Origin of the sequence: Stieleria maiorica (genome assembly GCF_008035925.1) — a bacterium.
Taxonomy (GTDB): Bacteria; Planctomycetota; Planctomycetia; order Pirellulales; family Pirellulaceae; genus Stieleria; species Stieleria maiorica.
Map to the genome: position 1 here is coordinate 5,905,565 of NZ_CP036264.1, position 25,449 is coordinate 5,931,013.

20 protein-coding genes are annotated in these 25,449 nt (G+C 60.0%); 15 read left to right on the forward strand and 5 right to left on the reverse strand.

Features of this window, described 5'->3' with window-relative positions:
* Position 1 precedes the first annotated feature (1 nt).
* Together Mal15_RS20165 and Mal15_RS20170 are read right to left on the reverse strand one after the other, a co-directional pair.
* The gene (locus Mal15_RS20165; protein WP_147869405.1) at positions 2–1,477 is read right to left on the reverse strand and encodes a RimK family protein; all 1,476 of its coding nucleotides are present in this window, start codon (positions 1,475–1,477) and stop codon (positions 2–4) included.
* Positions 1,474–2,253, reverse strand: a complete 780-nt coding sequence (locus tag Mal15_RS20170; protein ID WP_147869406.1) for a cysteine peptidase family C39 domain-containing protein — start codon at positions 2,251–2,253, stop codon at positions 1,474–1,476. Before Mal15_RS20170 ends, Mal15_RS20165 begins: the two co-directional genes overlap by 4 nt.
* Positions 2,254–2,794: 541 nt before the next feature.
* Between Mal15_RS20170 and Mal15_RS20175 the strand changes: the two genes are divergently transcribed.
* From Mal15_RS20175 to Mal15_RS20190, 4 genes are all read left to right on the forward strand, one after another.
* Positions 2,795–4,975 carry an outer membrane protein assembly factor BamB family protein gene (locus Mal15_RS20175; protein ID WP_233903561.1) on the forward strand — a complete coding sequence of 727 codons (2,181 nt, stop codon included), beginning with the start codon at positions 2,795–2,797 and terminating at the stop codon, positions 4,973–4,975.
* A gap of 284 nt (positions 4,976–5,259) precedes the next feature.
* Positions 5,260–5,499, forward strand: coding sequence for a DUF3311 domain-containing protein (locus tag Mal15_RS20180; RefSeq protein WP_147869408.1), 240 nt, complete (start codon positions 5,260–5,262; stop codon positions 5,497–5,499).
* Positions 5,496–7,178 (forward strand): sodium:solute symporter family protein, encoded by a 1,683-nt coding sequence (locus tag Mal15_RS20185; RefSeq protein ID WP_147869409.1) that lies wholly within the window; start codon positions 5,496–5,498, stop codon positions 7,176–7,178. Before Mal15_RS20180 ends, Mal15_RS20185 begins: the two co-directional genes overlap by 4 nt.
* A gap of 383 nt (positions 7,179–7,561) precedes the next feature.
* Complete coding sequence (locus tag Mal15_RS20190) at positions 7,562–8,056, forward strand: hypothetical protein (RefSeq protein ID WP_147869410.1); 495 nt, start codon at positions 7,562–7,564, stop codon at positions 8,054–8,056.
* A gap of 191 nt (positions 8,057–8,247) precedes the next feature.
* On the opposite strand, the gene thiD is transcribed toward Mal15_RS20190, so the two are convergent.
* Positions 8,248–9,138 (reverse strand): bifunctional hydroxymethylpyrimidine kinase/phosphomethylpyrimidine kinase, encoded by an 891-nt coding sequence (gene thiD, locus Mal15_RS20195; protein ID WP_147869411.1) that lies wholly within the window; start codon positions 9,136–9,138, stop codon positions 8,248–8,250.
* 340 nt (positions 9,139–9,478) lie between these two features.
* On the opposite strand from thiD, the gene Mal15_RS20200 reads away from it, so the two are divergent.
* From Mal15_RS20200 to Mal15_RS20225, 6 genes are all read left to right on the forward strand, one after another.
* Positions 9,479–10,573, forward strand: coding sequence for an efflux RND transporter periplasmic adaptor subunit (locus Mal15_RS20200; RefSeq protein ID WP_147869412.1), 1,095 nt, complete (start codon positions 9,479–9,481; stop codon positions 10,571–10,573).
* The gene (locus Mal15_RS20205; RefSeq protein WP_147869413.1) at positions 10,573–13,707 is read left to right on the forward strand and encodes an efflux RND transporter permease subunit; all 3,135 of its coding nucleotides are present in this window, start codon (positions 10,573–10,575) and stop codon (positions 13,705–13,707) included. Before Mal15_RS20200 ends, Mal15_RS20205 begins: the two co-directional genes overlap by 1 nt.
* A 161-nt stretch (positions 13,708–13,868) precedes the next feature.
* On the forward strand, positions 13,869–15,110 hold the full coding sequence (locus tag Mal15_RS20210; RefSeq protein ID WP_167546926.1) for an alginate lyase family protein: 1,242 nt from the start codon (positions 13,869–13,871) through the stop codon (positions 15,108–15,110).
* Between the two features lie 94 nt (positions 15,111–15,204).
* The gene (locus tag Mal15_RS20215; RefSeq protein WP_147869415.1) at positions 15,205–16,227 is read left to right on the forward strand and encodes a dienelactone hydrolase family protein; all 1,023 of its coding nucleotides are present in this window, start codon (positions 15,205–15,207) and stop codon (positions 16,225–16,227) included.
* 290 nt (positions 16,228–16,517) lie between these two features.
* A complete protein-coding gene (locus tag Mal15_RS20220; RefSeq protein WP_147869416.1) occupies positions 16,518–17,342 on the forward strand; it encodes a hypothetical protein in 825 nt (274 codons plus the stop codon).
* Between the two features lie 234 nt (positions 17,343–17,576).
* Positions 17,577–18,752, forward strand: coding sequence for a hypothetical protein (locus tag Mal15_RS20225; RefSeq protein WP_147869417.1), 1,176 nt, complete (start codon positions 17,577–17,579; stop codon positions 18,750–18,752).
* 180 nt (positions 18,753–18,932) lie between these two features.
* On the opposite strand, the gene Mal15_RS20230 is transcribed toward Mal15_RS20225, so the two are convergent.
* Both Mal15_RS20230 and Mal15_RS20235 read right to left on the reverse strand, forming a co-directional pair.
* Complete coding sequence (locus Mal15_RS20230) at positions 18,933–19,802, reverse strand: LysM peptidoglycan-binding domain-containing protein (RefSeq protein WP_147869418.1); 870 nt, start codon at positions 19,800–19,802, stop codon at positions 18,933–18,935.
* A 380-nt stretch (positions 19,803–20,182) separates the two neighbouring features.
* A complete protein-coding gene (locus Mal15_RS20235; RefSeq protein WP_147869419.1) occupies positions 20,183–20,677 on the reverse strand; it encodes a hypothetical protein in 495 nt (164 codons plus the stop codon).
* A gap of 1,284 nt (positions 20,678–21,961) precedes the next feature.
* Here Mal15_RS20235 and Mal15_RS20240 point away from each other — a divergent pair.
* From Mal15_RS20240 to Mal15_RS20260, 5 genes are all read left to right on the forward strand, one after another.
* On the forward strand, positions 21,962–22,330 hold the full coding sequence (locus Mal15_RS20240; protein ID WP_147869420.1) for a DUF1257 domain-containing protein: 369 nt from the start codon (positions 21,962–21,964) through the stop codon (positions 22,328–22,330).
* Positions 22,327–22,515 carry a DUF2997 domain-containing protein gene (locus Mal15_RS20245; RefSeq protein ID WP_147869421.1) on the forward strand — a complete coding sequence of 63 codons (189 nt, stop codon included), beginning with the start codon at positions 22,327–22,329 and terminating at the stop codon, positions 22,513–22,515. The genes Mal15_RS20240 and Mal15_RS20245 overlap by 4 nt, the downstream gene beginning before the upstream one ends.
* Positions 22,516–22,588: 73 nt before the next feature.
* Positions 22,589–24,079, forward strand: a complete 1,491-nt coding sequence (locus tag Mal15_RS20250; protein ID WP_147869422.1) for an AAA family ATPase — start codon at positions 22,589–22,591, stop codon at positions 24,077–24,079.
* A gap of 91 nt (positions 24,080–24,170) precedes the next feature.
* On the forward strand, positions 24,171–25,112 hold the full coding sequence (locus Mal15_RS20255) for a hypothetical protein (protein ID WP_147869423.1): 942 nt from the start codon (positions 24,171–24,173) through the stop codon (positions 25,110–25,112).
* 5 nt (positions 25,113–25,117) lie between these two features.
* On the forward strand, positions 25,118–25,384 hold the full coding sequence (locus Mal15_RS20260) for a hypothetical protein (protein ID WP_147869424.1): 267 nt from the start codon (positions 25,118–25,120) through the stop codon (positions 25,382–25,384).
* The last annotated feature ends 65 nt before the right edge of the window (positions 25,385–25,449 follow it).

The window sequence follows — 25,449 nt, forward strand, 5'->3', positions numbered from 1 at the left end:
CCTATCTCGCGCCTGCTAGTTGCTTTTGAATTTCAATCCGGCGAATGAAGGACTCCATGATCCTGCGATAAAGTTCGTCGCGGAGCACGGCATCTTCGATCCCGGAGTCGAGGTTCGGGTTGTCGTTCACTTCGATGACATAAAACTGGCCATCGGACTCTTTGACGTCCACTCCGTACAGACCGTTGCCGATCAGATTGGCGGCTTTCAGTGCCACCGAGACGGCTTTGCGCGGGGCGGTTTCAACGGGCAACGTTTCGCACTTGCCGAATTTCGGCTTGGTCCCCTTGGAACCATGGTTTGCGATCTGCCAGTGCCCTCGCGCCATGTGGTATTTGCAGGCGAACACGGCGCGTTGATCCAAAATTCCGATCCGCCAATCAAAGTCGGTGCGCATGTACTCCTGGGCGATCAACAGCTCCGAGTCGGAAAAGAACTCGGCCAGCCGCCGCCTCAACTCGTCTGAGTTTTCGACTTTGACCACGCCTTTGGAAAACGCGCTATCGGGGCGTTTCAAGACGCAGGGAAAACTGAGCTGTCCGATGACTTCGTCGGCGCTACCTCGAGTGGCCACGATGGTTCGCGGCGTGGGGACCTTGGCCCGATCAAGCAACTCGGCCAAGTAAACTTTGTTGCTGCACCGGAGGATCGACAATGGGTCATCGATCACCACCATTCCCGCCGCCTGGGCGCGCCGGGCCGTTCGGTAGGTGTGGTGGTTGACGGCGGTCGTTTCACGGATGAACAACGCATCAAATTCCAGCAGACGCCCGCTGTCTTCACGCGTGATCAACTCCGCGGCGATGCCTTCTTTGGCGGCGGCCTTGACCATTTTTTTGAGGGCGGCCTCGTCCGACGGTGCCAAATCGCCTTCCTTGGGATCGTGCAGGATCGCCATGTCATAGCGCGTCACCTGACGTTTGGTGCGCACCGTGCTCCGGCGGGTGAAGTGTCGCTGCGCCGCATCGGCAACGAATTGGCGATGGTGCTTGGGCACATCGTTGAGCGCGATCGCCGACGCACTGCGCAGTCGCCACTTGCTGCCACGTGCAAACTTGAATCGCAACAGGGGGGCCTGGAAAAGTCCGTATAGCTCTTTCGCCAATCGGGCGTGCTTCTTGGCGACGTTCTCGCCAAAGTAAACGCTCAGTACAAAACTGTCGGTCGTCAACGAATGCAACGATTTTTGAATCAGCTCCTCAAGATGCTGTGGGATCAGCCGCACCGCCGCCGTGCCACGCAGGTCCTGGATCGTGACCACGTCCGGCACTGCGCGTTGCCCACGTGCCTCGGCCAGCAGCGACACGTAGTAACCCAAACTTTGGTAGGCGTACGATCGACACAGGTTGTAAACTCTCGCCCCGCGCGGAATGCGTCCGTTGGGGCCCGAGAGAAACTCGCCGGGATCAATCGTTTGAACGCCCTCGAACCTGCCGATCCAGTCGTCGGCGGATTCGGCGACAAGGACGATGTTCAAGCCAAACTCCCTTTTGATTTCGAGCCAGGTTCCAAGGTCAACAGATTTGCGTCGTAGGTCACGATGCCCAGCAGGATCGCGGACGTGACCTGCGACAACGGAGCCAGATAGTTGTTTGTCGGTGCAATCGGATTGGGGTGCAACGGGTCGGCAATGAAGACGTTTCCAGAACCGCAGTCGTACCCGTGCAACACCACAAAATGCCCTGCCGGGTCGCCCAGAATATCATCGGCGACACTGCTGCGCCCCTCGGCATCAAGCGGTTGGGGACGTTCACGTGCTTCCCGGTAAAGATACGTCGCGCTCAAACCGCACAGGATCGGGACGCCGGCGGTCAAGGTTTTTGTGATCAGACGATCGTCCAGCGGCTGCATCTGGACGCGTCCACCCAGTCGCAGATATTCGACGTAATAGTCGGTCGCCGCTTCGAAGCGTCGGATATCGATGTCGTTGCGAATGCGTTTCGCGTCAAGCTGCGCCTGGAGCTTGTCCGACAATCGATCCGCCGGCGCGGTTCCGTCGACCGCATCGAACCAAGACGGATCAAACAGGTGCAGATTGTACGTCGTGATTTCGGCGTCGTAGCCGCGGCGCAGCGCATGGCACCCCAATTGGACCGCCAACGTCCCCGAACCATCGCCGCCTCCCGTCTCGCGGATCAACTGGCTCAGATCAACGGGATCGTTCCAGTAGGCATAAACGGCGGCCAAACAGGTCGGCCCGCAACTCGAATCGTTCGGCTGCGGTTGAATTTCAAGGTGAAGGGCATGTTTCATGAAGCGGCACAAGCAAGACAGCAACACTCATCCGCGGCAACGGATCGCAGCGCGTCAATGAGCGGTTGGCGACGGAGCACGTTTTGTACCAATGTGGATCCTTCGAAGCCTACATCCAGCGACCCCCACGCGACGCCCATGTACGACGTGGAAATGGCTTCCGGGCGGCAAAGAAACTGCCAGCATCGGAAAAAGATTTGCCAGCCGCGGCGGAGCGATCGGGGTGGGCCGCTTGTCGAATGTCGCTACCTTCGCCAGAAGGTGGTTTCTCCCGCGCGTGTCCCGCGACAGCGTCTCCCACGCTCTGGCGAGCGTAGCTACGTCACGGTGTGGCTTTATTCCTGTCTCTGGCACGATTCGTGCATGCTGCGGGCCGACGTGAAAAATAGACCGGGGACGGGAGGTCGATCGTGCGCCGCGCGCGGCATCTTTCCCAACGTCTGTCTGTGACGCCGATTTTCAAAGCCCGCCTCCAAGCACACTGATGTCCAACACTCGCGACGCGACCGTTCTCTCCTGCTGCCTCTCGGTTTTGTTTCTCATGCCCGCCGCGGTGGCCGAGGATTCGGCCGACTGGGTCCGTTGGCGCGGGCCGGCTCAAAACGGCATCGCCGACGCCTCGGGTCTGATCGATGACGTCAATTGGAAAGGCGGTGCCGGAAGCAATGTGCGCTGGAAGAACGAGCACGCCGCCGGGATCTCAACGCCCGTCATCTTCGACGGGCGGCTCTACACGATCGTCCGCGATCAACCGGGCACTCCCGAAGACGCCGAGAAGGTGATTTGCCTGGACGCGGACACCGGCGAGCAACTGTGGGAAAACGTCTACAACGTGTTTCTGTCCGACGTGCCGGCCGAGCGAATCGGCTGGTCCAACGTGGCATGCGACCCGGCGACCGGCAACGTGACCGCACTCGGTGCTTGCTGTCTGTTGCAATTCATCGACGGACGAACCGGCAAGACGCTTTGGGCCCGATCGCTGAGCGAAGAATTCGGGATGCTCAGCACCTACGGCGGCCGAACCAACACGCCCGTCGTGTTCGAAGACTTGGTGATCATCAGCGGCGTCACGACAGGCTGGGATGAAACCGCACGCCCCGCCCATCGATTCATGGCGTTTGAAAAAACGTCCGGCGACTTGGTTTGGATCACCTCCACCCGCCCCTTTCCGGAAGACACCACGTACAGCACGCCCGTCATCATCTCGGTCAACGGACAAGACATGATGATCGCCGGCGCGGGCGACGGATTCGTTTATGGCATGCAACCGCGAACCGGAAAGATCCTCTGGCAGGAATCGATCTCGCGCCGCGGTATCAACACTTCGGCGGTCGTTGACGGCCGTGGCCAAGTCTACACGGCCCACGGCGAAGAAAACCCGACCGGAACTGCGATGGGAGCCGTCGTCCGGATCGACGCAACGCGAGCGACGCTCGACGGGCCGTCGGCCGAAGTCTGGCGGACGGCCGAGCTGACCGTCGGAAAAAGCTCACCGCTGCTGGTCGGAAACCGGCTGTATGTGGTCGAGGATTCGTCGCACCTGCACGTGCTGGACGTAGAAACCGGCGAGGAGATCGGTGCGGGAATCAAGCTGGGTACCGCGATGCGTGGCAGCCTGATCTATGCCGACGGAAAGATCTATGCCTGCACCGCGACCGGGTACTTCCACATTCTCAAACCGACCGACGATGGCGTGGAATCGGTCTACAAGTCGCGCATGCCGCGGGGCCATGAAGTCGGTGGATCACCGGTCGTCGCCGGCGGACGACTGTATCTCCCGACCACCGAAGGCCTGTATTGTTTAGCCACCGAGTCCGACGACGCGATCGCATCCACACCGAACGTCGCGCCGGAGACAGAGACCACCAATCCGAACATCACCGACACGACCGTCAGCCAATTGCAGTTGATCCCGGCCGAGGCGATTGCCAGTCGGGGATCGCCATTGCCGCTGCGAGTCGTCGCCTACAACGCGCTCGGCCAACGTCTGCAAACTCCCGACGACGTCGCGTTCGAAGTGGCAGGCGCCGGCGAAGTGGATGCCGATCACGTCTTCCACACGCCCGACATTCATTCCCAGCACAGCGCAGCGATCGTAACGGCAAAGCTTGGTAACACCACGGCCACGGCCCGTTTGCGTCTGGTGACCCCGTTGCCCTGGCAGTTCGATTTCAGCGACAACACCGTCCCGATCACCTGGATCGGTGCTCGCTATCGCCATGAACCCACCAAGGTCGACGGCGACCCGGCGCTGGTCAAAATCACGACCATCCCCAAGGGAACACGCAGCCAATCGTGGATGGGGCCGACCGACATGCACGACTACACGATCACCGCTGACGTCAAAGCGGGGCCGGCCTCAAAGCTGCCCGACATGGGGTTGATCGCCCAACGCTACACGCTGGATCTGATGGGCGCCAACCAGCAACTTCAAATCCGTACCTGGCCGGCGCAAAACCGGATGGCACGCAGCGTGTCATATCAATGGAAACCCGAAACTTGGTACACGCTGAAGTTCCAAGCCACCCGCGAAGACGGACAAGTCGTCTTGCACGGCAAGGTTTGGCCGCGAGGCACGCCCGAACCGGAGGATTGGACGCTGACCGCGACCGACCCGGCACCGAACACCCAGGGCAGTCCGGGCTTGTTCGGTAACGCGACCAATGCCGAAATCTTCATCGACAACGTCTCCGTCGTCGCCAATCCAACGGCCACGAATTAGACGACCGAGAATCCGCCGGGCGAACGTCACTCGGACCGCCGCTCACACGCTACAATTCGGCTGCGCGTGATGCCCTCCCATCCACGCCTCATTCCCGAGGCTCGGCCTCTGGTCGGACGCGGTGTGTGTGGCCGGAGCCACACCTGCAGTGTGTTTCAAGGAGGAGCCTTGGAACGAGGCGACAACAACGATCCACTTTCTGGCGAAAGTAGCTACGTCTCATTTGACGCACATCGCTCTCGCCGCCTGCAACAATCCTTTTTAAGAATCCTAAATCACACTTCATGAAATACCTTGTTTGGGGACTTGTTGTCCTGCTGGTCATCTTACATCACGACTTATGGAACTGGGACAACGACCGGTTGGTGCTGGGGTTCCTGCCCGTCACCTTGGCGTACCACGCCGGCATCTCGGTTGCAGCAAGCATCGTCTGGTTCATGGCAACCAAGTTCGCTTGGCCGAATGACCTGGAAGAGATGACTGAATCGGCAACCACCGCCGAGGAAGCGGAGGCGTTGTCATGAGCCCCGGAGTCATCAAAGTTGTCATCATCGGAGTCTACTTGGCGGCGCTGGTCTGCTTAGGCTTGTTTTCGTCGCGGCTGTTTCGCGGTACGTCGAAAGACTATTTGCTTGCCAGCCATTCGATCGGCCCCTTTCTGTTGTTGATGTCGCTGTTCGGCACCACGATGACCGGATTCGCCTTGGTCGGATCGACCGGTGAAGCGTTCGCCGAAGGTGTGGGCGTCTACGCGATGCTTGCGTCATCTTCAGGGATCATCCACTCGCTTTGCTTTTTCCTGCTGGGGATCAAACTCTGGTCGTGGGGCAAACAATACGGTTACACGACGCAAATCGGGTTCTTCCGCGATCGATTGGGCAGCGACAAGATCGGCTTGCTGTTGTTCCCGATCCTGGTCTCACTGGTGATCCCGTACCTGCTGGTGGGAATCATCTCGGCCGGCAAAGCGATCGAAGGTGCGACACGCGGTGATTTTCCGATGTTGACTGAATCGGGCAGCATCCCACCCTGGCTGACCGAGTTGGTGATCTGTGTGGTCGTCCTGGTGTATGTATTCTTTGGTGGCATGCGTGGAACCGCATGGGCCAACGCCTTCCAGACCATCGTGTTCATGGTGCTGGGCGTCGTTGCGTTCTATTTGATCGCCACGGGATTGGCCGCCAAAGCGGTGGCCGACGGACGTGCGCACGAGACACGTGACGGCCAGCGAGTCGTTCGTACCGAACCGCCATCGGGGCTGATGGATTCCTTGCACATCGTGTCCCAAGAGATTCCCAAAGCGCGGCGGGTGCGCGCCGAAGTCGACTTGTCGGATCAAATCGAAACCGTCGAAGCCCCTGCTCAATTCCGTACGCGAGAACGGATGGACCCTTGGCTGTTTTTGACGTACATGCTGATTCCGTTTTCGGTCGGGATGTTTCCGCACCTGTTTCAACACTGGCTGACGGCGAAGAATGCCAATGCATTCAAGCTGCCCGTGGTCGCCCACCCGGTGTTCATTTTGATCGTCTGGATTCCCTGCGTTCTGATCGGGGTCTGGGCCACGACGGGGCTGATCAATATTCCGCCCCCGATCGCCAGTGACCCCAACAAGGTGCTCGGCTTCATGGTCAAATCGCTTTCGGGAGACGTCCTGGGAGGGTTCCTGTTGGCCGGGATCCTGGCCGCGATCATGTCCAGCCTGGACAGCCAGTTCCTTTGTATCGGGACGATGTTCACCAAAGACATCGTGGTGCATTACAGCCGCGAGAATCGATTCAGCGATCAGCAAATCGTCATGATCTCGCGCGGGTTCATCGTTGCCGTGGTCGCCGCGACGTTCCTGCTGAGTCTGACGACGATCGCCCAGACGCGGGTGTTCCAACTTGGCATCTGGTGCTTCAGCGGATTCAGCAGCTTGTTCCCGCTAGCGTTTTTGGCGATCTATTGGCGTGGATTGACCAAGTGGGGCGCCTATGCCGGCGTGCTGACCGCAGCAACGGTTTGGTTCTGGTTGTTCGCAGCGTCCCAATTCGGCGCCATCGAAAACTGGTCGGTCGACCTGACCTTGGGCGAAACGACGATTCACACGATGCCGGTGGCGACGATTTTCATCCTATCCACACTGGCCACCGTTATCGTCTCCTTGGTCACCCCCAAACCCGACGCGGAGAGGCTGCGGAAATTCTTTCCGGCGAAGTGAAACCGTTCCGGCGTTGGATGATGACAGTTCCTTTTGGGAAGCGGTCGTGCGGTTGTATGAAGTCACCCTCCCTTCCAGGGCATTGGTGTCTAAACAAATTGGTCCGCAGTTTAGGGCATGGCTCCCTTCTCCCCCACAAAGCCGGGGGAGAAGGGAGCCATTGTAAGTTGTGTTGAACATCAATGCTTCCAAAGTGGGTGTCGTCTTAGCTTGGTGCCTATAGGATCGAGCGAGGAGAGAGTCGCGTGAAATTCGAGTGCAAACTAGCCACGTCGAATCCGCGGCCGCCCATCGGCTTCCGTCCTGCTGGGCGGGCCGGTACAGTGTTCCGCTGGCCGGTCGCCCCGCGGGCGCAAACACTTCCCCACGCTCCAAGTGCCTCCATGGAAATCCTGGATATCGTCTCACGAATCGTTCACGTCGGCACCGCGATCACTTTGGTCGGCGGAAGCGTTTTCACGGCGTTCGTGTTGATGCCATCGGCGAAAGAACTCAGCGACGATGCGCACGCCCAACTGGCCGGCTCGGTGACCTCGCGTTGGAAGCGGTTCGTGCACCTCGGCGTGTTGCTGTTTCTCGTCAGCGGATTTTACAACTACTTTCGCGCCATGCCGGCTCACCAGGGCGACTCGCTTTACCACGCCTTGGTGGGCACAAAGATGCTGCTGGCGTTGGCCGTTTTCTTTCTCGCAGCAGCCTTGGTCGGGCGGAGCGCCAAGCTGCAACCGATCCGCGACAAGAAGTCCACCTGGATCAAGGTCCTGGTCCTATTGGCGGCCATCATCGTCGCGATTTCCGGTTTTGTGAAAGTACGCGGCGTCCCCGATTCCGCGCCGCCTGTCGGCAACGCCACCGAACCGATTTCGGACGTGGGATAGGCTGCCAGCGAGTGAAAAGGGGACGGGGGTCTATAGCACGGGCTTAGTGAGCCGACGGCGCTAGCCGTGGGCCGTGATACGCCTTTTAACACGGCGGTAAGGCCCGAGGCTAGCACCTACGGCTCAGCGTATTGGGCTTAAGCCCGTCCCGTTTTCGAATCGCCCACGGCCTTGCCGTGTTCAGACAGAGCCTAGTCCAGTTTGCCACTCGTCCCCTTGTCCAGGACACGATGCTCGACCGGGCGACATCCTTTCCCCAACGGGGGCGTCAGTGTGACTGCGGCGTGGACGGCGGCGATGCCAAACTCCACCGCCGCTCGAACGCGTTTCGCTTGCGGGTGCGTCCGAGCACAACGTGTCAGAGCAGCCGCAATGGTCGCCGACAGACTGCAGCCCGCACCGTGCCCATGATTGCCCGGCACATCCTTCACGGCGGCACTGATCGTCTGTTCCTGGTCGGCCAAGACGTGGTGCCGCAATCCATCGATCACGCCGGCTTTGATCAAAACGTATTCGGGACCGAATTGCAAAAGCTCGTGCGCGGCATCACAAATCGAATCAAGATCGGTCAGCTTCCTCCCCAACAGGGCCTCCACTTCATACCGATTGGGGGTGACCAGCGTGGCGACCGGAAACAAGTACTTGCGGTACGCGTAAACCATACTGTCGCCACCCAGCAGGTCACCGTGCTTGCTGATCAAGACCGGGTCGACGATCACGTCACCGTGATAGGACTTCAAACGCTCGGCGACCGCACGAACGATTGCCGGCGTGCCGAGCGCTCCCGTTTTGATCGCCAGCGGCTCAATGTCCTCCACCACCGCTTCCAGTTGCTGCTCGACCAGATCGACCGGCATCGTTTCGACTCGCTTGACCCCCATCGTGTTCTGGACGGTCAGCAGCGTCACCACGCTCATGCCGTAAACGCCGTTCTGCTGAAACGCCTTGAGGTCGGCTTGCAATCCTGCCCCGCCACTGGGATCGGATCCGGCGATCGTCAACGCGATCGCTTGACGTGCGATCTGGACCGAAACGGGGCTCGCGTCATGGCTGGACTTTTTGGGGGACCGTTTCTTCTTCATTCCCGGAATAGGGTGCTGGGAACCAGTGAATAGTTTTTTTGAGGTAGTGGGCTTTTCCGGTAGTGGGCGAGGCGACGAGTCCTTTTCCCTCGCAAACTGCAAGGACTCCTCGCGTCGTCCACTACTGCCTTCCTGAGTACTTAGGCGAGACAAAAGCCTAGCGAAACGGCGAACCCGCTGTAAGCTACCGGCGTCACAGGAGTATTCCCTAACGGTCCGGGGACGGGGTTTGCCGCCCGTGCGATTCCTGGATTCTCAGCCGACAGGATTCGCGCTGGTCGATCGATGAACTACTCTCCCCGATCCCTGTTGCCTGTTTTCCACGTTTGTTAATTCGCCGATGAAACGTCTGATCGCCGGTTCCGTCTTCGTCCTCCTCCTTGTGGTGGGGGCGATCGGGGCGGTCGGCTACGCCAAATACCGTCAAATCCAAGCCGCCAGCTCGATGCCTCCGCCGCCGGAAATGCCCGTTGCGGTCGCTTCGGTAGCCGCGGTCGATGCCCCCTACCGACGCAACAGCATGGTGATCGGCACCGCGCTGGCACCGCAATCGGTCACGTTAAGCAATGAGTTGACGGGGGTGGTGACCGAAGTCGGTGTCAAACCGGGCGACCTGGTGCGTCGCGGCGACGTCCTGTTCCGATTCGACACCGAGCTGGAATCCGCGGAACTCAAGAGTGCACTGGCCACCCGCAAACTGGCCGAAGATGCCTTGGCGCGAAACGAACGGCTGAAACGCTCCGGAGCCGGCAGTGAACAACTGTTGGAAGAAGCGACGGCCGACCTGTCCCGATCGATCGCGGAAGTCGAGCGGCTCGAAGCGCTGATCAAGAAGAAAACACTTCTCGCCCCATTCGACGCCCGCGTCGGGCTGTTCGACCTTCATCCCGGCCAGTACTTGGCCGCCGGCAGCGAGATCACCGAACTGTCCGGGCTGGACGACTTCTTAAACGTCGACTTTGCGATGCCGCAAGCGGTGGCCGCTTCGGTCGGTGCCGGTGACACGGTCGAGCTGTTACTTCCGGCGGCGGCCGAACCGCTGGAATCAAAAATCATCGCCGTCGATGCCTCCGCCAACCTGCAATCAAGGTCCTTGCTGGCCCGGGCCAGACTGAATCAACCGCCGACGACGCTGCACCCCGGAGATTCGGTCAAGGTTCGGATCCCCTTCGGTCCGCAAATCCCGGCGGTCACCGTTCCGTCGACCGCGATCCGACGCGGCCCGACGGGCACGACTGTCTTCGTCGCGGTTGAAAGCGAAGGCCGATTGCGGGCCGAGTCGCGCGCGGTTGTCGTGCTGGGCAGCGACGGCTCCCGAACCTGGATCGCCGACGGCGTCGCGGCCGGTGACACGGTGATCACGGACGGTTCATTCAAGGTCAGCGAAGGACGCTTGCTGGCCACCGGCCCAACGGCCACGGGAGGCACTTCTTGATGCACGAGCCAAATGGCGCGCCGCCGCGCCGCGCGATCACCGATCTGTTCATTCGCCACCCGGTGCTGGCCGTCGTCGCCAATTCGATCCTGGTCATCATCGGACTTCGCTGCGCGATGTCGCTGCCGGTCCAACAGTTTCCGAAACTGGAAAGCAGTTCGATCACCGTCACCACGCTGTACTACGGGGCGAGCGCCGAAACCGTCCGCGGCTTCCTGACCACGCCGATCGAACAAGCCGTATCGTCGATCGCCGGCGTCGACACGATCGAATCGACCAGCGTCGCCGGCATCAGCACGATCACCGTCAAGCTGCAACTCAATCACGATTCCACACGGGCGCTCGCGGAAGTCAACGCTCGACTGAGCCAGATTCGGTCACAGTTGCCCGACCAAGCCGAGCCGCCGACGGTCGATCTGGCACGGGCCGACAAACCCTATGCGACGTTTTACATCAGCTTCACGTCGGATCGTTTCGACATCCCCGAGTTGACCGATTTCCTGGCCCGCAACGTCCAACCCCGGTTGGCGACCGTCCGCGGCGTCCAACGCGTCGGGGTCGAAGCCGGACAGACGCCGGCGATGCGGATTTGGATTTCCCCGCAGCGATTGGCGGAGTTGAACCTGACCCCCGGCGACGTCTACCAAGCCCTCCAGCGGAATAATTTCCTGGCCGCCATCGGGCAGGTCAAAAGCGAATCGATTCAAATCGACTTGTTGACCAACACGGACCTGCGTAACGTCGAAGAGTTCGGTGACCTGATCGTTTCGCAAACCGACGATTCGATCGTGCGGTTGCAAGACGTCGCCGAAGTGCAATTGGGTTCGGAAGAGCCGACGGCCACGGCGATGTATCGCGGCGAGAAAGCGGTTTACCTGAGCGTCTGGCCGCTGCCGGGCAGCAACGAAATCGAAGTCTCCGACGCCGTCGCGGTGGCGATGTCCCAGATCCAGCCGCGATTGCCCTCCCACGTCGACATGCAGATGGCGTACGACGGCACAAAATTCATGCGCAAGGCGCTCTCGGAAATCTTTACGACCTTGCTGGAAACCGTCGGGATCGTCGCCCTGGTCGTGTTCCTGTTCATGGGATCGCTGCGTTCGGCCTTGGTCCCCTTGGTCGCCATGCCGGTCTCGCTGATCGGTGCCGCCGTCGTGATGTTTTTGTTGGGCTTTTCGCTCAACCTGCTCACTCTGTTGGCCATCGTCCTGTCGGTCGGTCTGGTCGTCGACGACGCCATCGTCGTCGTTGAAAACGTCCAGCGTCACCTCCGCCAGGGCCTGTCCAAAAAGTCTGCGGCGCTGGTCGGGGCACGCGAACTGGTCGGTCCCGTGATCGCCATGACGATCACGCTGGCGACCGTGTACGCACCGATCGGGTTTCAGTCGGGATTGACCGGCATGCTGTTCCGAGAATTCGCGTTCACACTGGCCGCCGCCGTGATCGTTTCCGGAATCGTCGCGGTGACATTGTCGCCGATCATGAGCGGGGTGTTGTTACAGGCCGAAGAACGCGAGGGGCGGCTGAGCCGGTTGACCGCAGGGTTTTTTGAACGACTGCAGTCCGTGTATGCGCGGATGTTGGTTTGGGTGCTCGATCTGCGTTGGTCGATCGCCGCCGCCACGTTGATCACCGCCCTGGCAGCCGTCCCGCTGTACATGTTTTCCGGGAAAGAACTGGCACCGATCGAAGACGAGGGGGCGATCTCGTTGGTCGTCAGCGCCGCCCCCGATTCGACGCTGAACGCATCGACCCGCTGGGCCGGTGAGTTGGCCGAAACGTTGCAGGCGATCCCGGAAACCGATTACATGTGGTCATTGGTCACCGCCGGCGGTGGATTCGGCGGCGTGATCACCAAGGATTGGGACCAACGTGAGCGCGACACCCAATCGATGCTCCCCGAAGTCTACGGCATCGCGTCGCAAAGTGTCGGGCTGGAAGCGTTTCCGGTCTTGGTGCCGCCGCTTCCCGGTGCCGGGCAGTTCGACGTCGAGGTCGTCATCAAAAGCGATGCGCCCACGCAGCAACGACTTCAATGGTCCCAGCAGATCATGCAACAAGCCGGCCAGTCGGGCATGTTCATGTTCGTCGACTCGGATTTGAAATTCGATCTGCCCCAGGCCCGGGTGATCGTCGATCGCGAAGTGTTGGCCGACTTGGGACTCGACCAGGCCGCGGTGGGGCGTGAACTGGGCGTTTTGTTGGGCGGCGGCGAGGTCAACCGATTCAACTTCTTCGACCGCTCGTACCGCGTCATTCCACAACTGGATGCCCGCCAACGTGAAGACGTCGGGTCGTTGATGGACTTAAAAATCCGCAACCCGGCCGGTGAGTTGATTCCCGTTTCGGCGTTTGCTTCGATCGAACCGGTGACCGCGCCACGCAGCCTGAACCGTTTCGGACAACAAGACTCGCTCAAGATCTCCGCGGCCGTTCTGCCCGGTGTGACCAAGGCGACGGGCCTGGACGCCATCGAACAGATCGCACGCGACGTCACCGGCGCCGTTGCTGAAATCGACTACGCCGGCGAGTCACGTCAAATCCGAAACGAGGGTTCCAAGTTGGCCGGGACGCTGGGGTTCGCCTTGGTGCTGATCTATCTGGTGCTTGCCGCCCAGTTCCATTCGTTTCGCGACCCGCTGGTCGTGCTGCTCGGTTCGGTTCCGCCGGCGATCACCGGTGTTTTGGTGCTGACCTGTTTGGATTTCACGACGATCAACATCTACTCTCAAGTCGGACTGATCACGCTGGTCGGTTTGGTCGCCAAGAACGGCATCTTGATCGTCGAATTTGCCAACATGCTGCGGCACGACGGCTGGGAGAAACGGGCCGCGATCATGCACGCGGCGCAAACACGACTGCGCCCGGTATTGATGACGTCGGCCGCCACCATCTTGGGCCACTTTCCGTTGGTCTTGGTCACCGGTGCGGGGGCCGAAGCCCGAAACAGCATCGGAATCATCTTGGTGGCCGGCATGGCCCTGGGGACGCTGTTGACCCTGGCGGTCGTTCCCGCGCTGTACCTGATCGTCAGCACTAATCGACGGCTTGACGGTGATGCATCGCAGCCGGAACCGTCGGCCCAGTCGCCGCGTCGCGAAACCCCCGCCGTTGGCGAATTGGAACTCGTCTGACCCGACGCGTACAATTGCCACAGCGAGCCTAGCCCCCAGTGGTGACGTCGTGCCGATCACCAGGCACGGCGAGACGCTGCTGCCCCGCGCTACGTTGACGCACTCACGCTCCCCAGAGCATCAAGTCCACGCACCTTGAACGACTCGACGCGATGCATACGATGATCCCCCGATGTGTCTGGCTGCTGGCGATCGGATCCCTGTTGCAAACGGCGATCGCCGCCCAGGATCCCGTCGCAATTGATCCGCCCCGGACGCTGATCCTGGATGCCCAGGGAATGGCTGGCCAGTACGCCCGATGGCAGGATTCTGGCGACAGCGTCCCGCCGGCGATTGAAAACTTGCGACGTGAGGCCGACGAGTGTCGGACCGAAGGCCCCTGGACGGTCGTTTCCAAGTCAATCGTTCCACCCAGCGGTGATAAACACGACTACATCAGCGTGGGCCCCTACTGGTGGCCCGACCCCGCCAAACCCGACGGCAAGCCTTACATTCGCCGCGACGGTGAAGTGAATCCGGAGCGGATGGAATACGACAATGTAGGGCTGAAGAAGACCTGCGGTAATAGTTTGACCCTGGCGCTAGCTTGGTACTACACCCGCAACCCCGATGATGCCCGACACGCCGCGGAGTTGCTGCGAACTTGGTTCGTGCGCCCGGAAACGGCGATGAACCCGAATCTCAACTTCGGACAAGCCATCCCCGGAAGAACGACTGGACGAGGGATCGGGATCATCGACACCGCCTGCCTGATCGGAGCGGTCGACGCCGCATTGCTGTTGGAAACGTCCCCCGCCTGGACAGACGCCGACGCGCGGTCGCTGCGGCAGTGGTTTGCGCAGTATTTGCATTGGCTTCGCCACAGCAAACACGGTCGTGACGAAGACCGGACGAAAAACAATCACGCGACCTGGTACGACGCCCAAGTTGCCTGCTTCGCCCTGTACGCCGGCCAGCCTGATGTCGCCCGCGAAGTCTTGCGAAACGTCGCCGAGCGTCGCATCAAATCCCAGATCCGCGATGACGGATCACAACCCCACGAACTGGCACGGACCAAATCGTGGGACTATTCCGTGATGAACCTCAAGGCGTTCATCAACCTGGCCACGCTGGCCGATCACGTCGACGTCGATTTGTGGAACCATCACTCCGATAACGCGGGCGGAATTCGAGACGCGCTGGACTTCTTAATCCCCTTCGCTCTGTCAGAAAGCGATTGGAAACACGAACAAATCACTCCGCTGGACGGCGCCAAGCTCGCTGAATTGCTCCGCCGCGCTGCCATTGCCTATCAGGAACCCAAATACGAAACGCTTCTCCATCGCTTGGCTCCTGACGACCAACCGACCGACGCGCGATTTCAATTGACTCACCCTGCCATCCACCTCCAGGCTCATCCCTGACCCGCATCTTCCTGTTTCGACTGCTGTATTTCTGACCCGTTTATTCTGTCACGTCCAATCCGACCTTCCCGTACTCACCCCAACAGGCATCACAATGCGTCGACTGAGCACGTTCTGGTTTGCGGTTGCCATCTGTATCGGATTCGTCTGCCGTGGGGAGGACGCCATGGAACCGCTGCCGATCCAACTGGTCGGCAAGTCGTTCAAGGCCGCCGATTCTCTGGACATCGGTCATGAACCTTCCGAAGATGCGCTGGCGTGTTTGAACGGATTGACGTGGAAGCCGTCACCCTTTGAGACCGAGTGCAATGCGCCGGATCGTCTGCGTGGCGACGTCACGGTACGTTTTCCATCTCCCATCGATACCGGTGATCCGCAGAACGACTTGGTGTCGATGGAATGGTACATCGCCCGAGACCAACAACAGCGTCCCAAACGGGCCGGCGCGGTGGTTGTGGTTCACGAAACCAGCAGCAGCATGGCGGTCGGACGGATGTTCGCGCACGGGTTCCAGCATTGCGGTTTCCATGCGTTTCTAATTCACCTGCCGCACTACGGCAAACGTCGGATCGACGGCCAAAAGCCGGACGACGCGTTTTTCTTTTCCGCGATGCGTCAAGCGATCGCCGATGTGCGACGAGCCCGGGATGCGGTCGCCAGCCTGCCTGTGGTGGATCCCGACTGCATTTCGCTTCAAGGCACCAGTTTGGGCGGATTTGTATCGGCCACCGCGGCGTCGATCGACAACGGTTACGACAATGTGTTCATCACGCTCGCCGGCGGCGACCTGTTGAACGTGATCGAAAACGGAGCCAAAGACGCCGCCAAAGTCCGCGCGCGGTTGGAGCGTGCGGGGCTGGTGGGCGACCAGCTTCGATCGCTCGTCCACCAAATCGAACCGACCCGCATCGCCCACCGCCTGGACCCCGACCGCACCTGGATCTATTCCGCCACCCTGGACACCGTCGTCCCGATGTCCAGTGCTAACGCGCTTGCCACCGCAGCCAAACTCAATTCATCCCATCACGTCAAACTGTTGGCCAACCATTACTCCGGCATCATCTACCTGCCCGCGATCATCGACCAGATGCGAAAGCAGATCGAATCGACCAAATAGCCCTCCAAACCAACACCCCGCCCACCTCGCGAGTGAGATTAGTCGACGTCCTCTCCGAGGTCGTCGCTGAGGGAAGCTTCGCCTCCGGGGCGACGAGTTCGGAGAACACGTCGACACTACCCGAGCCGATGATGATATTGTCGGCTTTCGCTGCGCGCTCGATGATTATGAACAACGGTAACAAAACAAGTTGACTTGGGCTCTCGCATCGCCCATTATAGACGCCGTGACTGAATTACACCGCAAGGCGACACCTTCCGTTCCTACTTTCCTCGGGATGAGGCGAATCGATGGCAACCGCAACAACGCTGGCGCTGTTTCTACTCGTCTGCCAAGTTGCAGTCGGCGATAAAGTTGCGACCGTCCACGACAGCCCGGACGAACGTTTGACCTACATGCGAACCACGGGCGGCTCCTACGAAGTCACCGTCGACACTGGCCGGACCCAAGAAGCGGTCACGTTTCGCGACAAGCCGGTGCTGCGATTCACCAATCCGGTCAGCGGCGTCGTCGACGGGGGGCTGTTTGTTTGGGAAGACAGTGCAAAACGTCCCGTCGCTGCGGCACAGATCTTTATCATTCCCGGCACCGACGACGTCTGGCTGCACGAGTTTCAGTCCTTGTCCACCCGGCCGCTGCGATTCCAATACAACGGGCGGTCTGCATGGGCACCTGCCACCGCCGGCGTCTCGTTTGAATCGATTCCCGGCGCGCCCCAGCCCGCCGCCACACCAGCCGCCCGCTTGCTTCAAATGCGTCGTCTCGTCCGTCGCATTTCCGCGCAGGATGACTTCGAAGGCGGCGACGAAGACCGCTTGCGGCTGATGACCACGCCGATCGCACGCTACCACGATGATTCCACGATCGACGGTGCCGTGTTCGTGTTTGCCCATGGCACCGATCCCGAACTGTTCGTGATCATCGAAGCACGCTCTCCCCAAAACAAACAGGCCTCCTCGACAGACGCCACCTGGAATGTCGCGTTGGCCCCGATGACCTCCTACGCGCTGCGAGCCGAACTGGACGGCAAACCCTATTGGAGCGTCCAGTGGCGGAAAGAGCCGATTCCCGTCACGGCGACCTTTAAAAACTTTGTCTTCCCGCCGACGCACTAGCTCGCCAGTGCCACACCGAAGCGAACGCTGTGGGAGAGACATAAAGCGTCTCCGAACGTTGATTCGATCGTTCATTAAATCCGTCATTGCAAAACCCGACGCACGACTGAGAATACTGTCCCTCGCACGATCGCAAGAGAATCCACGTCGTGAAACAAACGGGATAAAACAGTCATGGAAAGGGTCACGATTCGGCCGCCATCGCGTCTCCCAGGTCTATCACCTGCAATCGGGTTGCCCCTCGTTTTGGTTTGGTTCGCGTTGCTGTGCCTGGTTCCCGATCCGCGGCCGTTGGGAGCCCCCGACGCCGCGGTCTCGGTCGTCGGCAAACTGACCGGATTGTCAGAAGCGTCCTCTCGAGCTGCGACGGCCATCGCGTTGCGTGTCATTTCAATCGCGATGCTCGGCTTTCTGGTGGCGCTCGCTGCCAGCCGTCGACCGCTGTGGCAATCGGCACTCATCGCGCTCCCTGTCGCGTCCCCCCTGGCTGTCGCATCGCTGTGGATCAACCATGGCTACTTTCCGATCCCGTCACAAATCAAGCTTGCGATCGCCTCTGCCGTTATCGGTGTGGCCGCCGGGCTCGCTCTGAGAAAGAGTCTGGTCGCCAGGATCTCGCTGGCCGTGATCCTGTGCGGTCTGTTCCTTTGGGGCATCCCGCACGGCATCTCAAACGATTTGGATCGCAGTGCTCGAATCACGGGCCAGCACGTTTTGGCACACGTCGACGAGATTCCTGCCGGTGACGACGGCTTTGCCGAGTGCGTTGCGCTGGCGTTTCGTTTCGCCGCAAAGAATTCCGACGCGGCCGATCCGGTCCACACGAACCAGGCGGCGATCCTCGCACTCGGCGTCATCCTGGGCGATGAACATGTCGCGACCCTCGCGCGACGCTCGCTGGATGACTCCCACCACGGCGCGATCAGTCGACTTCGCCAGAAAGTCAAACTGCACGGCCGCGGCGATTTACCGCGACACTTTTGGGTCAGCGCATCGCTGACCTTGTTGGCCGATGGAAACCGCTCGACGTCGGTCGGGGTGACGAAAGAGTTGATGGATTCGAACCCCGGAGGCTCGGGGTTCTCGTTCGTCGATCTCGTCGCCGATCGCGCCGGCGTCCTGTTCGCAATGGCAGCGACCCGTGATGCCACGTCTGCCACGACGCTTCAGCAAACCATTCGTGACGGCTTAGATGCTGCGGACTATTGCCCACCGATCGAGGGCCTGCCGGAAGGGATCTCGCGGGACGAATTTCAATCGGTCTATGGCGGACTCGGCGGCGAACCGACAAAACGCATCGTCGACGAAATCACAAAGCGTCTTCGCCAGTGTCGCGTCCTAGCCGCTGATCCCCAAGCACCGATCGAGATTCTTCCGAAGATGCAATCCGGCCCTATCGCGATCGAATGACGCAACCCGCCACCCCATCTTCTTGTCACCCATTTTCCTGTCGCCCTCCTCCCATCATTCTGCCCCATCATTCTGCCCCATCATTCTGCCCCCATCATTCTGCCCCCATCGTTCTGCCCCCATCGTTTTGCCCCCATCGTTTTGCCCCTGCTTTTCTGTCCCTCAATTTCCTGTACCTCCTCAACCGCCCTTAGCCAAATTAGCGCCAACCCACCAACCCCATTTACCCCGGGCCAGCAAACGTCGCCCCTGGTACCCTTGGTCGGCGATGTGCATGCCATCGATGGTCGATCCGGAGGACGAATAGCGCAGGAAGATGAACGAGTGGCCGATTCCGCGGGGCCGTTGATTGTCGCGAACCAGTTCGTAGTTGGACTTGGTGCTCCAGGTTTGGATCACGGCACCGGGTTTCAGATTCCCCGCCCAGATCCCGTTCTGGTCGACCAGCGTGCCGAGCTTCGCATACGCCATCGCTCCGGCAGCCCCTTTGCCGCGATACTTTTCTGGAAGATTGAACCAGGTGTTCGTCCTGGTGTTGATAAACGATCCCCAGAGTCGGCCGAACGAGTTGCGGCTCGATAGCGACGGAAGCGCAACGCCGACTTGATTCGCAGCGGCTTTGACGCGGTTGTACGCGATCTGGTAGCACAACCCGCCGGGGTACTTTTCACTTTCGCTCAGGTTGTTGTACAGTTCGACGACCTTGTTCCCGAACGTGTTTCCTTGTGGCTGCGAGTCGTCGCCGGGCAGAAAGATCATCCCGGATTTATTCGTCGCGTCGTATTTTGCCCCGCGAAAATGAACATACTTTTGTCCGCGCGATGGCCGGGGACATTGGACGTAGTTGACCAGATACCAATTGATCTCGGCCGATTTCAGGGTGCCGAAGTTGAACCGGATCAGTTCTTTCGCATCTAACCCATGGTCCTTTGCGATTGTGCCAAAGGTCTCGCCTTCTTTCTGGCCGACCGGGTAGGGAACCGGTTGCTTGCCGGTCGCTGCGATGGGTGGCCAAGGCGCCTTTCGCGCCGGTTCTTGAATCGTTGCCATTGTCGTACCGTCCGTTTGGTTTGCGTGGAATTCAGAGCGAGACCAAACGCGTGTTTCGCCCCTCTTGGATCGAAAAAACCAAGAGGGATCGAATGTCACCCGTTCAACTTTCCAAGCGAACCTTCACGGATTGTGTTTCAACAATTGTGGTGTTGCACAGGCCTTTTTTTCTCCACGCCCGCGATTCGGTATCGGATTCAGACGGACGACGATCCCTGCCTCCCGCCGCCGATCTTCCTACGCTCCCCGGCGGTTGTCCCCGGCGGTTGTCGCCGGCGGTTGTCGCCGGCGGTTGTCGCCGGCACTGTGAAAGAGTCGACGGGCCGCAAGTTGCTCGTTGCGGCCCGTCAAAGCGTTGTGATGCGAGCACCGAATCGATTCTATTCCGGCTTCTTGTCGTTCTGCATCTGAGCTTCAAGGAATTTCTTGAACTCTGCGTTGGTCTTGTCGGTGTGCGCGTGAATCTGCTTGACCACTTCCGGATCATTGGAGGTGAACAAGGCGATCATTCCGAAGTCCGTTTCGATCTCTTGGGTTTTTGCACCGGCCATCTTCAACTTGCCGTACGAGGCGCAGTGTCCGCACAAGGGCATTTTTTCACCGGCGTCCAGTTTTTCCTCCACCATCTTCATCTTTTGATGCAGCTGTTGCATCCGATCCTGGTACTCCTTCGGTATGACGGACGCCGAAAGTGCTCCGTTGTCGATCTTGTGGTTCTCCCAAGTCACATGGGCCATCATGTCCATGTTGGCTCCCATCAGTTTGCACATCGAGCACTTCTGCAGGTCCAGCCAGCCGAGCTCCTCGTGATGATCGCCATTGCTAGGCGTTGAAACCAGCGCCAAGGCAAGCAACACAACTACGTAGCGTTTCATGATTGGTCTCCGGGAACACGGAACGAAAAGGGAGTCGAAAGCACACCTTCCGTCCCCCATTGATCGTTATAGCGTTCGACGGTGTCGATTTTCCGACCGAGTGTAAAACTTTCGCAGTCGATCCAGCCCCACAGCACCTTACTCGGAACAACCGTGCAGTATCCCCGTGGATGGGCGACCGCCGATCCGCCGGAACGGAAGCGTGATTGTTGTTTGATGGAGTAGAGACTGACGATCTCCGTTACGAGGACGGCCGACTCCACACTGGCTCCCTTCTCCCCCAAAGCAGTGCTTCGGCCCTTCCAAGCGTTCCGCGAACGGGGCAAAAACGAAACGGTTGGCCGAGCATAACCTTCAAAAGCAGGCTGCCGGCCGTTGGGGCGACTAAGTTGTCGACCAAAGGAGAAAGGATCGACGGGCGCAGTTCCCGGAAGTGACGCTATTATTGTCGCGGCGAAACTATCTCTGCATGCGGAAGTGGGGCACGTTTTGGAGGCATACAGAAGCAAGCGTGCAGCAAGCTGCTGCACAATTGCCCGAGGGCCTAATCGGATGCAAATTGGAAACAAGCTGTTTCCGATTCGCCGGCCAACGCGAAACAGCTCGTTTCGCAAATCCCGTAATGAGAAAAGAGCCCGTAGAAAGACAAGTGGGCGATACTGGCCCCGAATTAAACGGCAAAAACACCGCAAATCACGGGGCGAAATCAATCGAGGGCCTCTCAGTGGTTGCCCCTGTGGTTGCCTTGCATCGCATCCCGGAACAACGGCAAGGTAAAATCATGAGGTGGCTTCGACAATGTCCTTAACGTTTGCACCACAGCTCCCCAGGCGTCGCCTCACGAGTTTTTCGTGCGACTCCAGGCGTTTAGGCGGGACGAGTGCAACTCGCGTTAAACAATGGCTCAGAGGCCTTCGTTGATAGATATAACGCAGGATTGCGGGAGATAGCGAAGCGATGCTGTGCTCCTGGGTGCATTGCATGTTCGTGCACACCGAAATGCTCAGCAACAAATCCCCCTTCAGCCGTGTCCTGGCAAGAGAGTGTGGCCGGCTTTTTGACGTTTACGTTGCAAAAACAAAATCCAACGTTTGTCACGAGCATGAAAGGTTGCGTGCGGAAGGCGGGGCTCAGTGAATGCATCGACATTCACGCCGTTCGCTTTCGGGGCCACATCGGTGACCGGCATCCAAGGTTAATTCTGTCCGAAAAAGCGCTACGTACGGGTGATGGGAGCATGTTGCCCCCGGAAACCTGACTTTTTTCGCTTTCGGAGCACTTACGATGTCGCACATCGTCGAAATTCAGACCGAAATCCGCGATGCGGCCGCCGTCCGGGCCGGCTGCAATCGCTTGGGGCTTCAGCCGCCCGGTGAGGGCACCTTCAAGCTGTTTAGCAAGACAGCGTCCGGCCTGGGCGTCCAGCTGCGTGACTGGCGCTACCCGGTCGTCTGCGAGCTCGATACCGGGAAGGTCCAGTACGACAACTACCAGGGCCGTTGGGGATCCCCAAAACGGCTCGATGAGTTCATGCAGGCCTACGCCGTCGAGCGGGCCAAGTTGGAGGCCCGGAAACAGGGGCACTCGGTCCGGGAACAGCAATTGGCCGATGGTTCGATCAAGGTCACCGTCCAGGTCGGAGGTGCCGCATGAAGACCATTGAAATCATCGTCGCCCCCGATGGTAACACCCGCGTGGAAACCAACGGCTTCACCGGAAGCGACTGCCGGCAGGCGAGCCGGTTCCTGTTGCAGGCTCTCGGCCAGCAATCCAGCGAACAACTGAAACCCGAGTTTCATCAGGCTGCCACCGAGCAGCAACAGCGGGCCAGCGAGTGATCGCGGGCATTTGCCTTCTTCCCCCGCGGCATTCTGCCGTCATCGTCAACACACCACCCCCTTGGAGTACACCATGTCGCTTGCCAAGCGAATGGAGGAGTACGTCCGCGCGTGCTTCTCCGGAATCTGGATCACATCACACGAACATGTTGATGCGATCGATGAAATCAGCCAGCTTTGCCAGCGAGAAGGCTGGAAGATGGCCAGTTGGAATATCGCCGCCGGCCTCCGCTGCGGCGGTCAGGCTGTCGAGCAGGACGTCAGCGACCCGCTGGCTGCCGTCGGCGTCGCCAGCCTGCTGTCCGAAGACGACCAAACGACGGTCGTCGTGCTGGAGAACTTTCACCGTTTTCTGCAGTCTCCGGAAATCATCCAGGCCATCGCTCACCAGGTCATCACCGGCAAACAAACCCGGACGATTCTGGTCGTTCTGGCGCCGGTCGTGCAGCTTCCGGTGGAGCTCGAAAAGCTGTTTGTCGTGATCGACCACGAATTGCCGAGCCGCCAGCAGCTGCGTGAGATCGCCGCGGCAATCGCCACCGAACCGGGCGAACAGCCCGAGGAGGCACAATTCGAGCGTGTCCTCGATGCGGCGACCGGACTGACCCGGTTTGAAGCCGAGAACGCGTTTGCGCTGTCGCTGGTGCGAGACAACCGGCTGACGGCCGAAACGCTGTGGCAGCAGAAGTCTCAAATGCTGACCAAGGCGGGGACGCTGCAGCTGTATCGTGGAAACGCGGATTTCAGTGCCCTCGGCGGTCTTGCTTCGCTGAAAGCCTTCACGCGGCGGTCCCTGCTGCGATCGAGTCAGGTAAACAAGCTGGTTCGTCCCCGCGGCGTGTTGCTGTTGTCGCCGCCGGGCTGCGGCAAGAGCGAGTTTTGCAAAGCACTGGGGAAAGAAGTCGGTCGGCCCGTGTTGCAACTGGACGTGGGCAGCCTGATGGGGTCGCTGGTCGGCCAATCCGAAGAACGCACCCGGCAAGCACTGCAGATCGTTGATGCGATGGCACCGTGCGTGCTCATGCTTGACGAAGCCGAGAAGGCGTTCTCGGGCGTCGGTGGATCGGGCAGTAACGACAGCGGCGTCTCTTCGCGGATGTTTGGCACGTTTTTGAGCTGGCTCAACGATCACGAGTCCGACGTGTTTGTGGTCTGCACCAGCAACGACGCGTCAAAGCTGCCGCCGGAATTCAGCCGCAGCGAACGCTTCGACGGTGTCTTCTTTGTCGACCTGCCGGGCCGAGAACAGAAAGACACGATCTGGTCGCTGTATCTGGAACTGTTCGCTCTGGCACCCGATCAGCGAAAGCCCGCCGATGACAACTGGACCGGCGCGGAAATCAGGGCGTGCTGCCGGCTTGCGGCATTGCTCGATGTCCCCGTGGTCCAGGCCGCAAGTAACGTCGTTCCCGTGGCGGTCACGTCGGCGGAATCGATCGACAGACTCCGAAAGTGGGCGTCGGGACGCTGCCTGGACGCCGATCAGTCCGGCATCTATCAGCATCGCCCCAAACGCCGTGCGTCCCGGCGGAGCGTCTCCCGCAGCGAACCGTCGGAAAACTGACCCGGTCTGCAACACCTTGTTTTTGCCCAACAGCCCCCGTCACCGCGGAGGGCTGTTTTCGTATCTCCCCACCACCGAAGGAAATCATGTCATGCAACAAACTCTCGAAGACGCTCCCGCGGCAACAAGCGACCACGGCGGCAAACTTCGCACGACGATGGCCGCGATGCGGTTGTCGTTCACTTGGTTCGGGACGCGTAAGTCGCTGTCGTCCGAGCAGAAGGCCTTGGCGGCGAACACGTTCCACGCCGAAGGCAAGTACATCAGCGCTGGGAAAAAGTTGATCGACACCGGCGACGCGAGCTTTCGCGCCGTTACCTCTGTCCGAACCCAAGCGACGGCATACTTCAAGGGCGCGACGTTGCCGTTCCCGGAACCGGGGATCCGGCTGGTTCCCCAAGCCTCGGTCGACCAGATCGATGGCCGGATGCAGGGCTTCCGGGACGAGTTGGCGGAAGCCGTCGCGGCCCTGGACACTCGTTTTGACGAGCTGAAATACGAGGCCCGGGATCGTCTCGGCGATCTGTACTGCGAAAGCGATTACCCGGACACGCTGCAGGGCTTGTTTGAGATCGGCTGGGAATTCCCCAGCGTGGAACCGCCCGACTACCTGCGCAGGCTCAATCCGGAGCTGTACGAGCAGGAATGCAATCGCGTCAAAAGCCGGTTCGACGAAGCAGTGCAATTGGCCGAGGCGGCGTTCATCGACGAACTCAACAAAATGGTCGAGCACCTCGCCGAAAGGCTGACCGGCAACGATGACGGCAAGCCCAAGGTGTTCCGTGACTCCGCGATCGAGAACTTTGCCGAGTTCTTTGACCGGTTCCAGCGACTCAACATCCGCTCCAACGAAGAGCTGGATCAGGTCGTCGATCGGGCGCGCCATGTCATTGACGGTGTCGCACCGCAGAGTCTTCGTGACAGCGAGTCGTTGCGTAAGCGAATCACCGGACAGTTGGCTGCGGTGCAGTCGTCCCTGGATGGTCTGATGGTCGATCGCCCCCGCCGCAACATTCTGCGGCGGACGAAGTGATCGGCATGGAGCTGATCATCACCCCGAGCGGCAACTGCCGCTGCGTTTACGGCGAGGACTTGGACCTGTCCGTCATCGGCAAACTAGCGATCCAGCGGGGCTCCCACGTGGAGCCCGACCAGAACGGCCACTGGACGGCTGATCTGTCGCCTGTCGGCGGCCCCAGTCTGGGACCGTTCGCCAACCGTAGCGAGGCCTTGCGAGCGGAAGTCGCTTGGCTGCACCAGCACTGGCTCCTGCCCGCCCCGGCGGAAGCCTTCCACACCGATTGAATCGTTTGAGTCCTGTTTTTTGAAGCCCTTTCGGGTCAGCGCTGTCCGCTGACCTGCGAGGGCTT

Bases quoted from the DNA above. Each gene is read 5' to 3' on its own strand.
- Mal15_RS20170 (WP_147869406.1), bottom strand. From the start codon at position 2,253: ATGAAACATGCCCTTCACCTTGAAATTCAACCGCAGCCGAACGATTCG.
- Mal15_RS20175 (WP_233903561.1), top strand. From the start codon at position 2,795: ATGCCCGCCGCGGTGGCCGAGGATTCGGCCGACTGGGTCCGTTGGCGC.
- Mal15_RS20180 (WP_147869408.1), top strand. From the start codon at position 5,260: ATGAAATACCTTGTTTGGGGACTTGTTGTCCTGCTGGTCATCTTACAT.
- Mal15_RS20185 (WP_147869409.1), top strand. From the start codon at position 5,496: ATGAGCCCCGGAGTCATCAAAGTTGTCATCATCGGAGTCTACTTGGCG.
- Mal15_RS20190 (WP_147869410.1), top strand. From the start codon at position 7,562: ATGGAAATCCTGGATATCGTCTCACGAATCGTTCACGTCGGCACCGCG.
- thiD (WP_147869411.1), bottom strand. From the start codon at position 9,138: ATGAAGAAGAAACGGTCCCCCAAAAAGTCCAGCCATGACGCGAGCCCC.
- Mal15_RS20200 (WP_147869412.1), top strand. From the start codon at position 9,479: ATGAAACGTCTGATCGCCGGTTCCGTCTTCGTCCTCCTCCTTGTGGTG.
- Mal15_RS20205 (WP_147869413.1), top strand. From the start codon at position 10,573: ATGCACGAGCCAAATGGCGCGCCGCCGCGCCGCGCGATCACCGATCTG.
- Mal15_RS20210 (WP_167546926.1), top strand. From the start codon at position 13,869: ATGATCCCCCGATGTGTCTGGCTGCTGGCGATCGGATCCCTGTTGCAA.
- Mal15_RS20215 (WP_147869415.1), top strand. From the start codon at position 15,205: ATGCGTCGACTGAGCACGTTCTGGTTTGCGGTTGCCATCTGTATCGGA.
- Mal15_RS20220 (WP_147869416.1), top strand. From the start codon at position 16,518: ATGGCAACCGCAACAACGCTGGCGCTGTTTCTACTCGTCTGCCAAGTT.
- Mal15_RS20230 (WP_147869418.1), bottom strand. From the start codon at position 19,802: ATGGCAACGATTCAAGAACCGGCGCGAAAGGCGCCTTGGCCACCCATC.
- Mal15_RS20235 (WP_147869419.1), bottom strand. From the start codon at position 20,677: ATGAAACGCTACGTAGTTGTGTTGCTTGCCTTGGCGCTGGTTTCAACG.
- Mal15_RS20240 (WP_147869420.1), top strand. From the start codon at position 21,962: ATGTCGCACATCGTCGAAATTCAGACCGAAATCCGCGATGCGGCCGCC.
- Mal15_RS20245 (WP_147869421.1), top strand. From the start codon at position 22,327: ATGAAGACCATTGAAATCATCGTCGCCCCCGATGGTAACACCCGCGTG.
- Mal15_RS20250 (WP_147869422.1), top strand. From the start codon at position 22,589: ATGTCGCTTGCCAAGCGAATGGAGGAGTACGTCCGCGCGTGCTTCTCC.
- Mal15_RS20255 (WP_147869423.1), top strand. From the start codon at position 24,171: ATGCAACAAACTCTCGAAGACGCTCCCGCGGCAACAAGCGACCACGGC.
- Mal15_RS20260 (WP_147869424.1), top strand. From the start codon at position 25,118: ATGGAGCTGATCATCACCCCGAGCGGCAACTGCCGCTGCGTTTACGGC.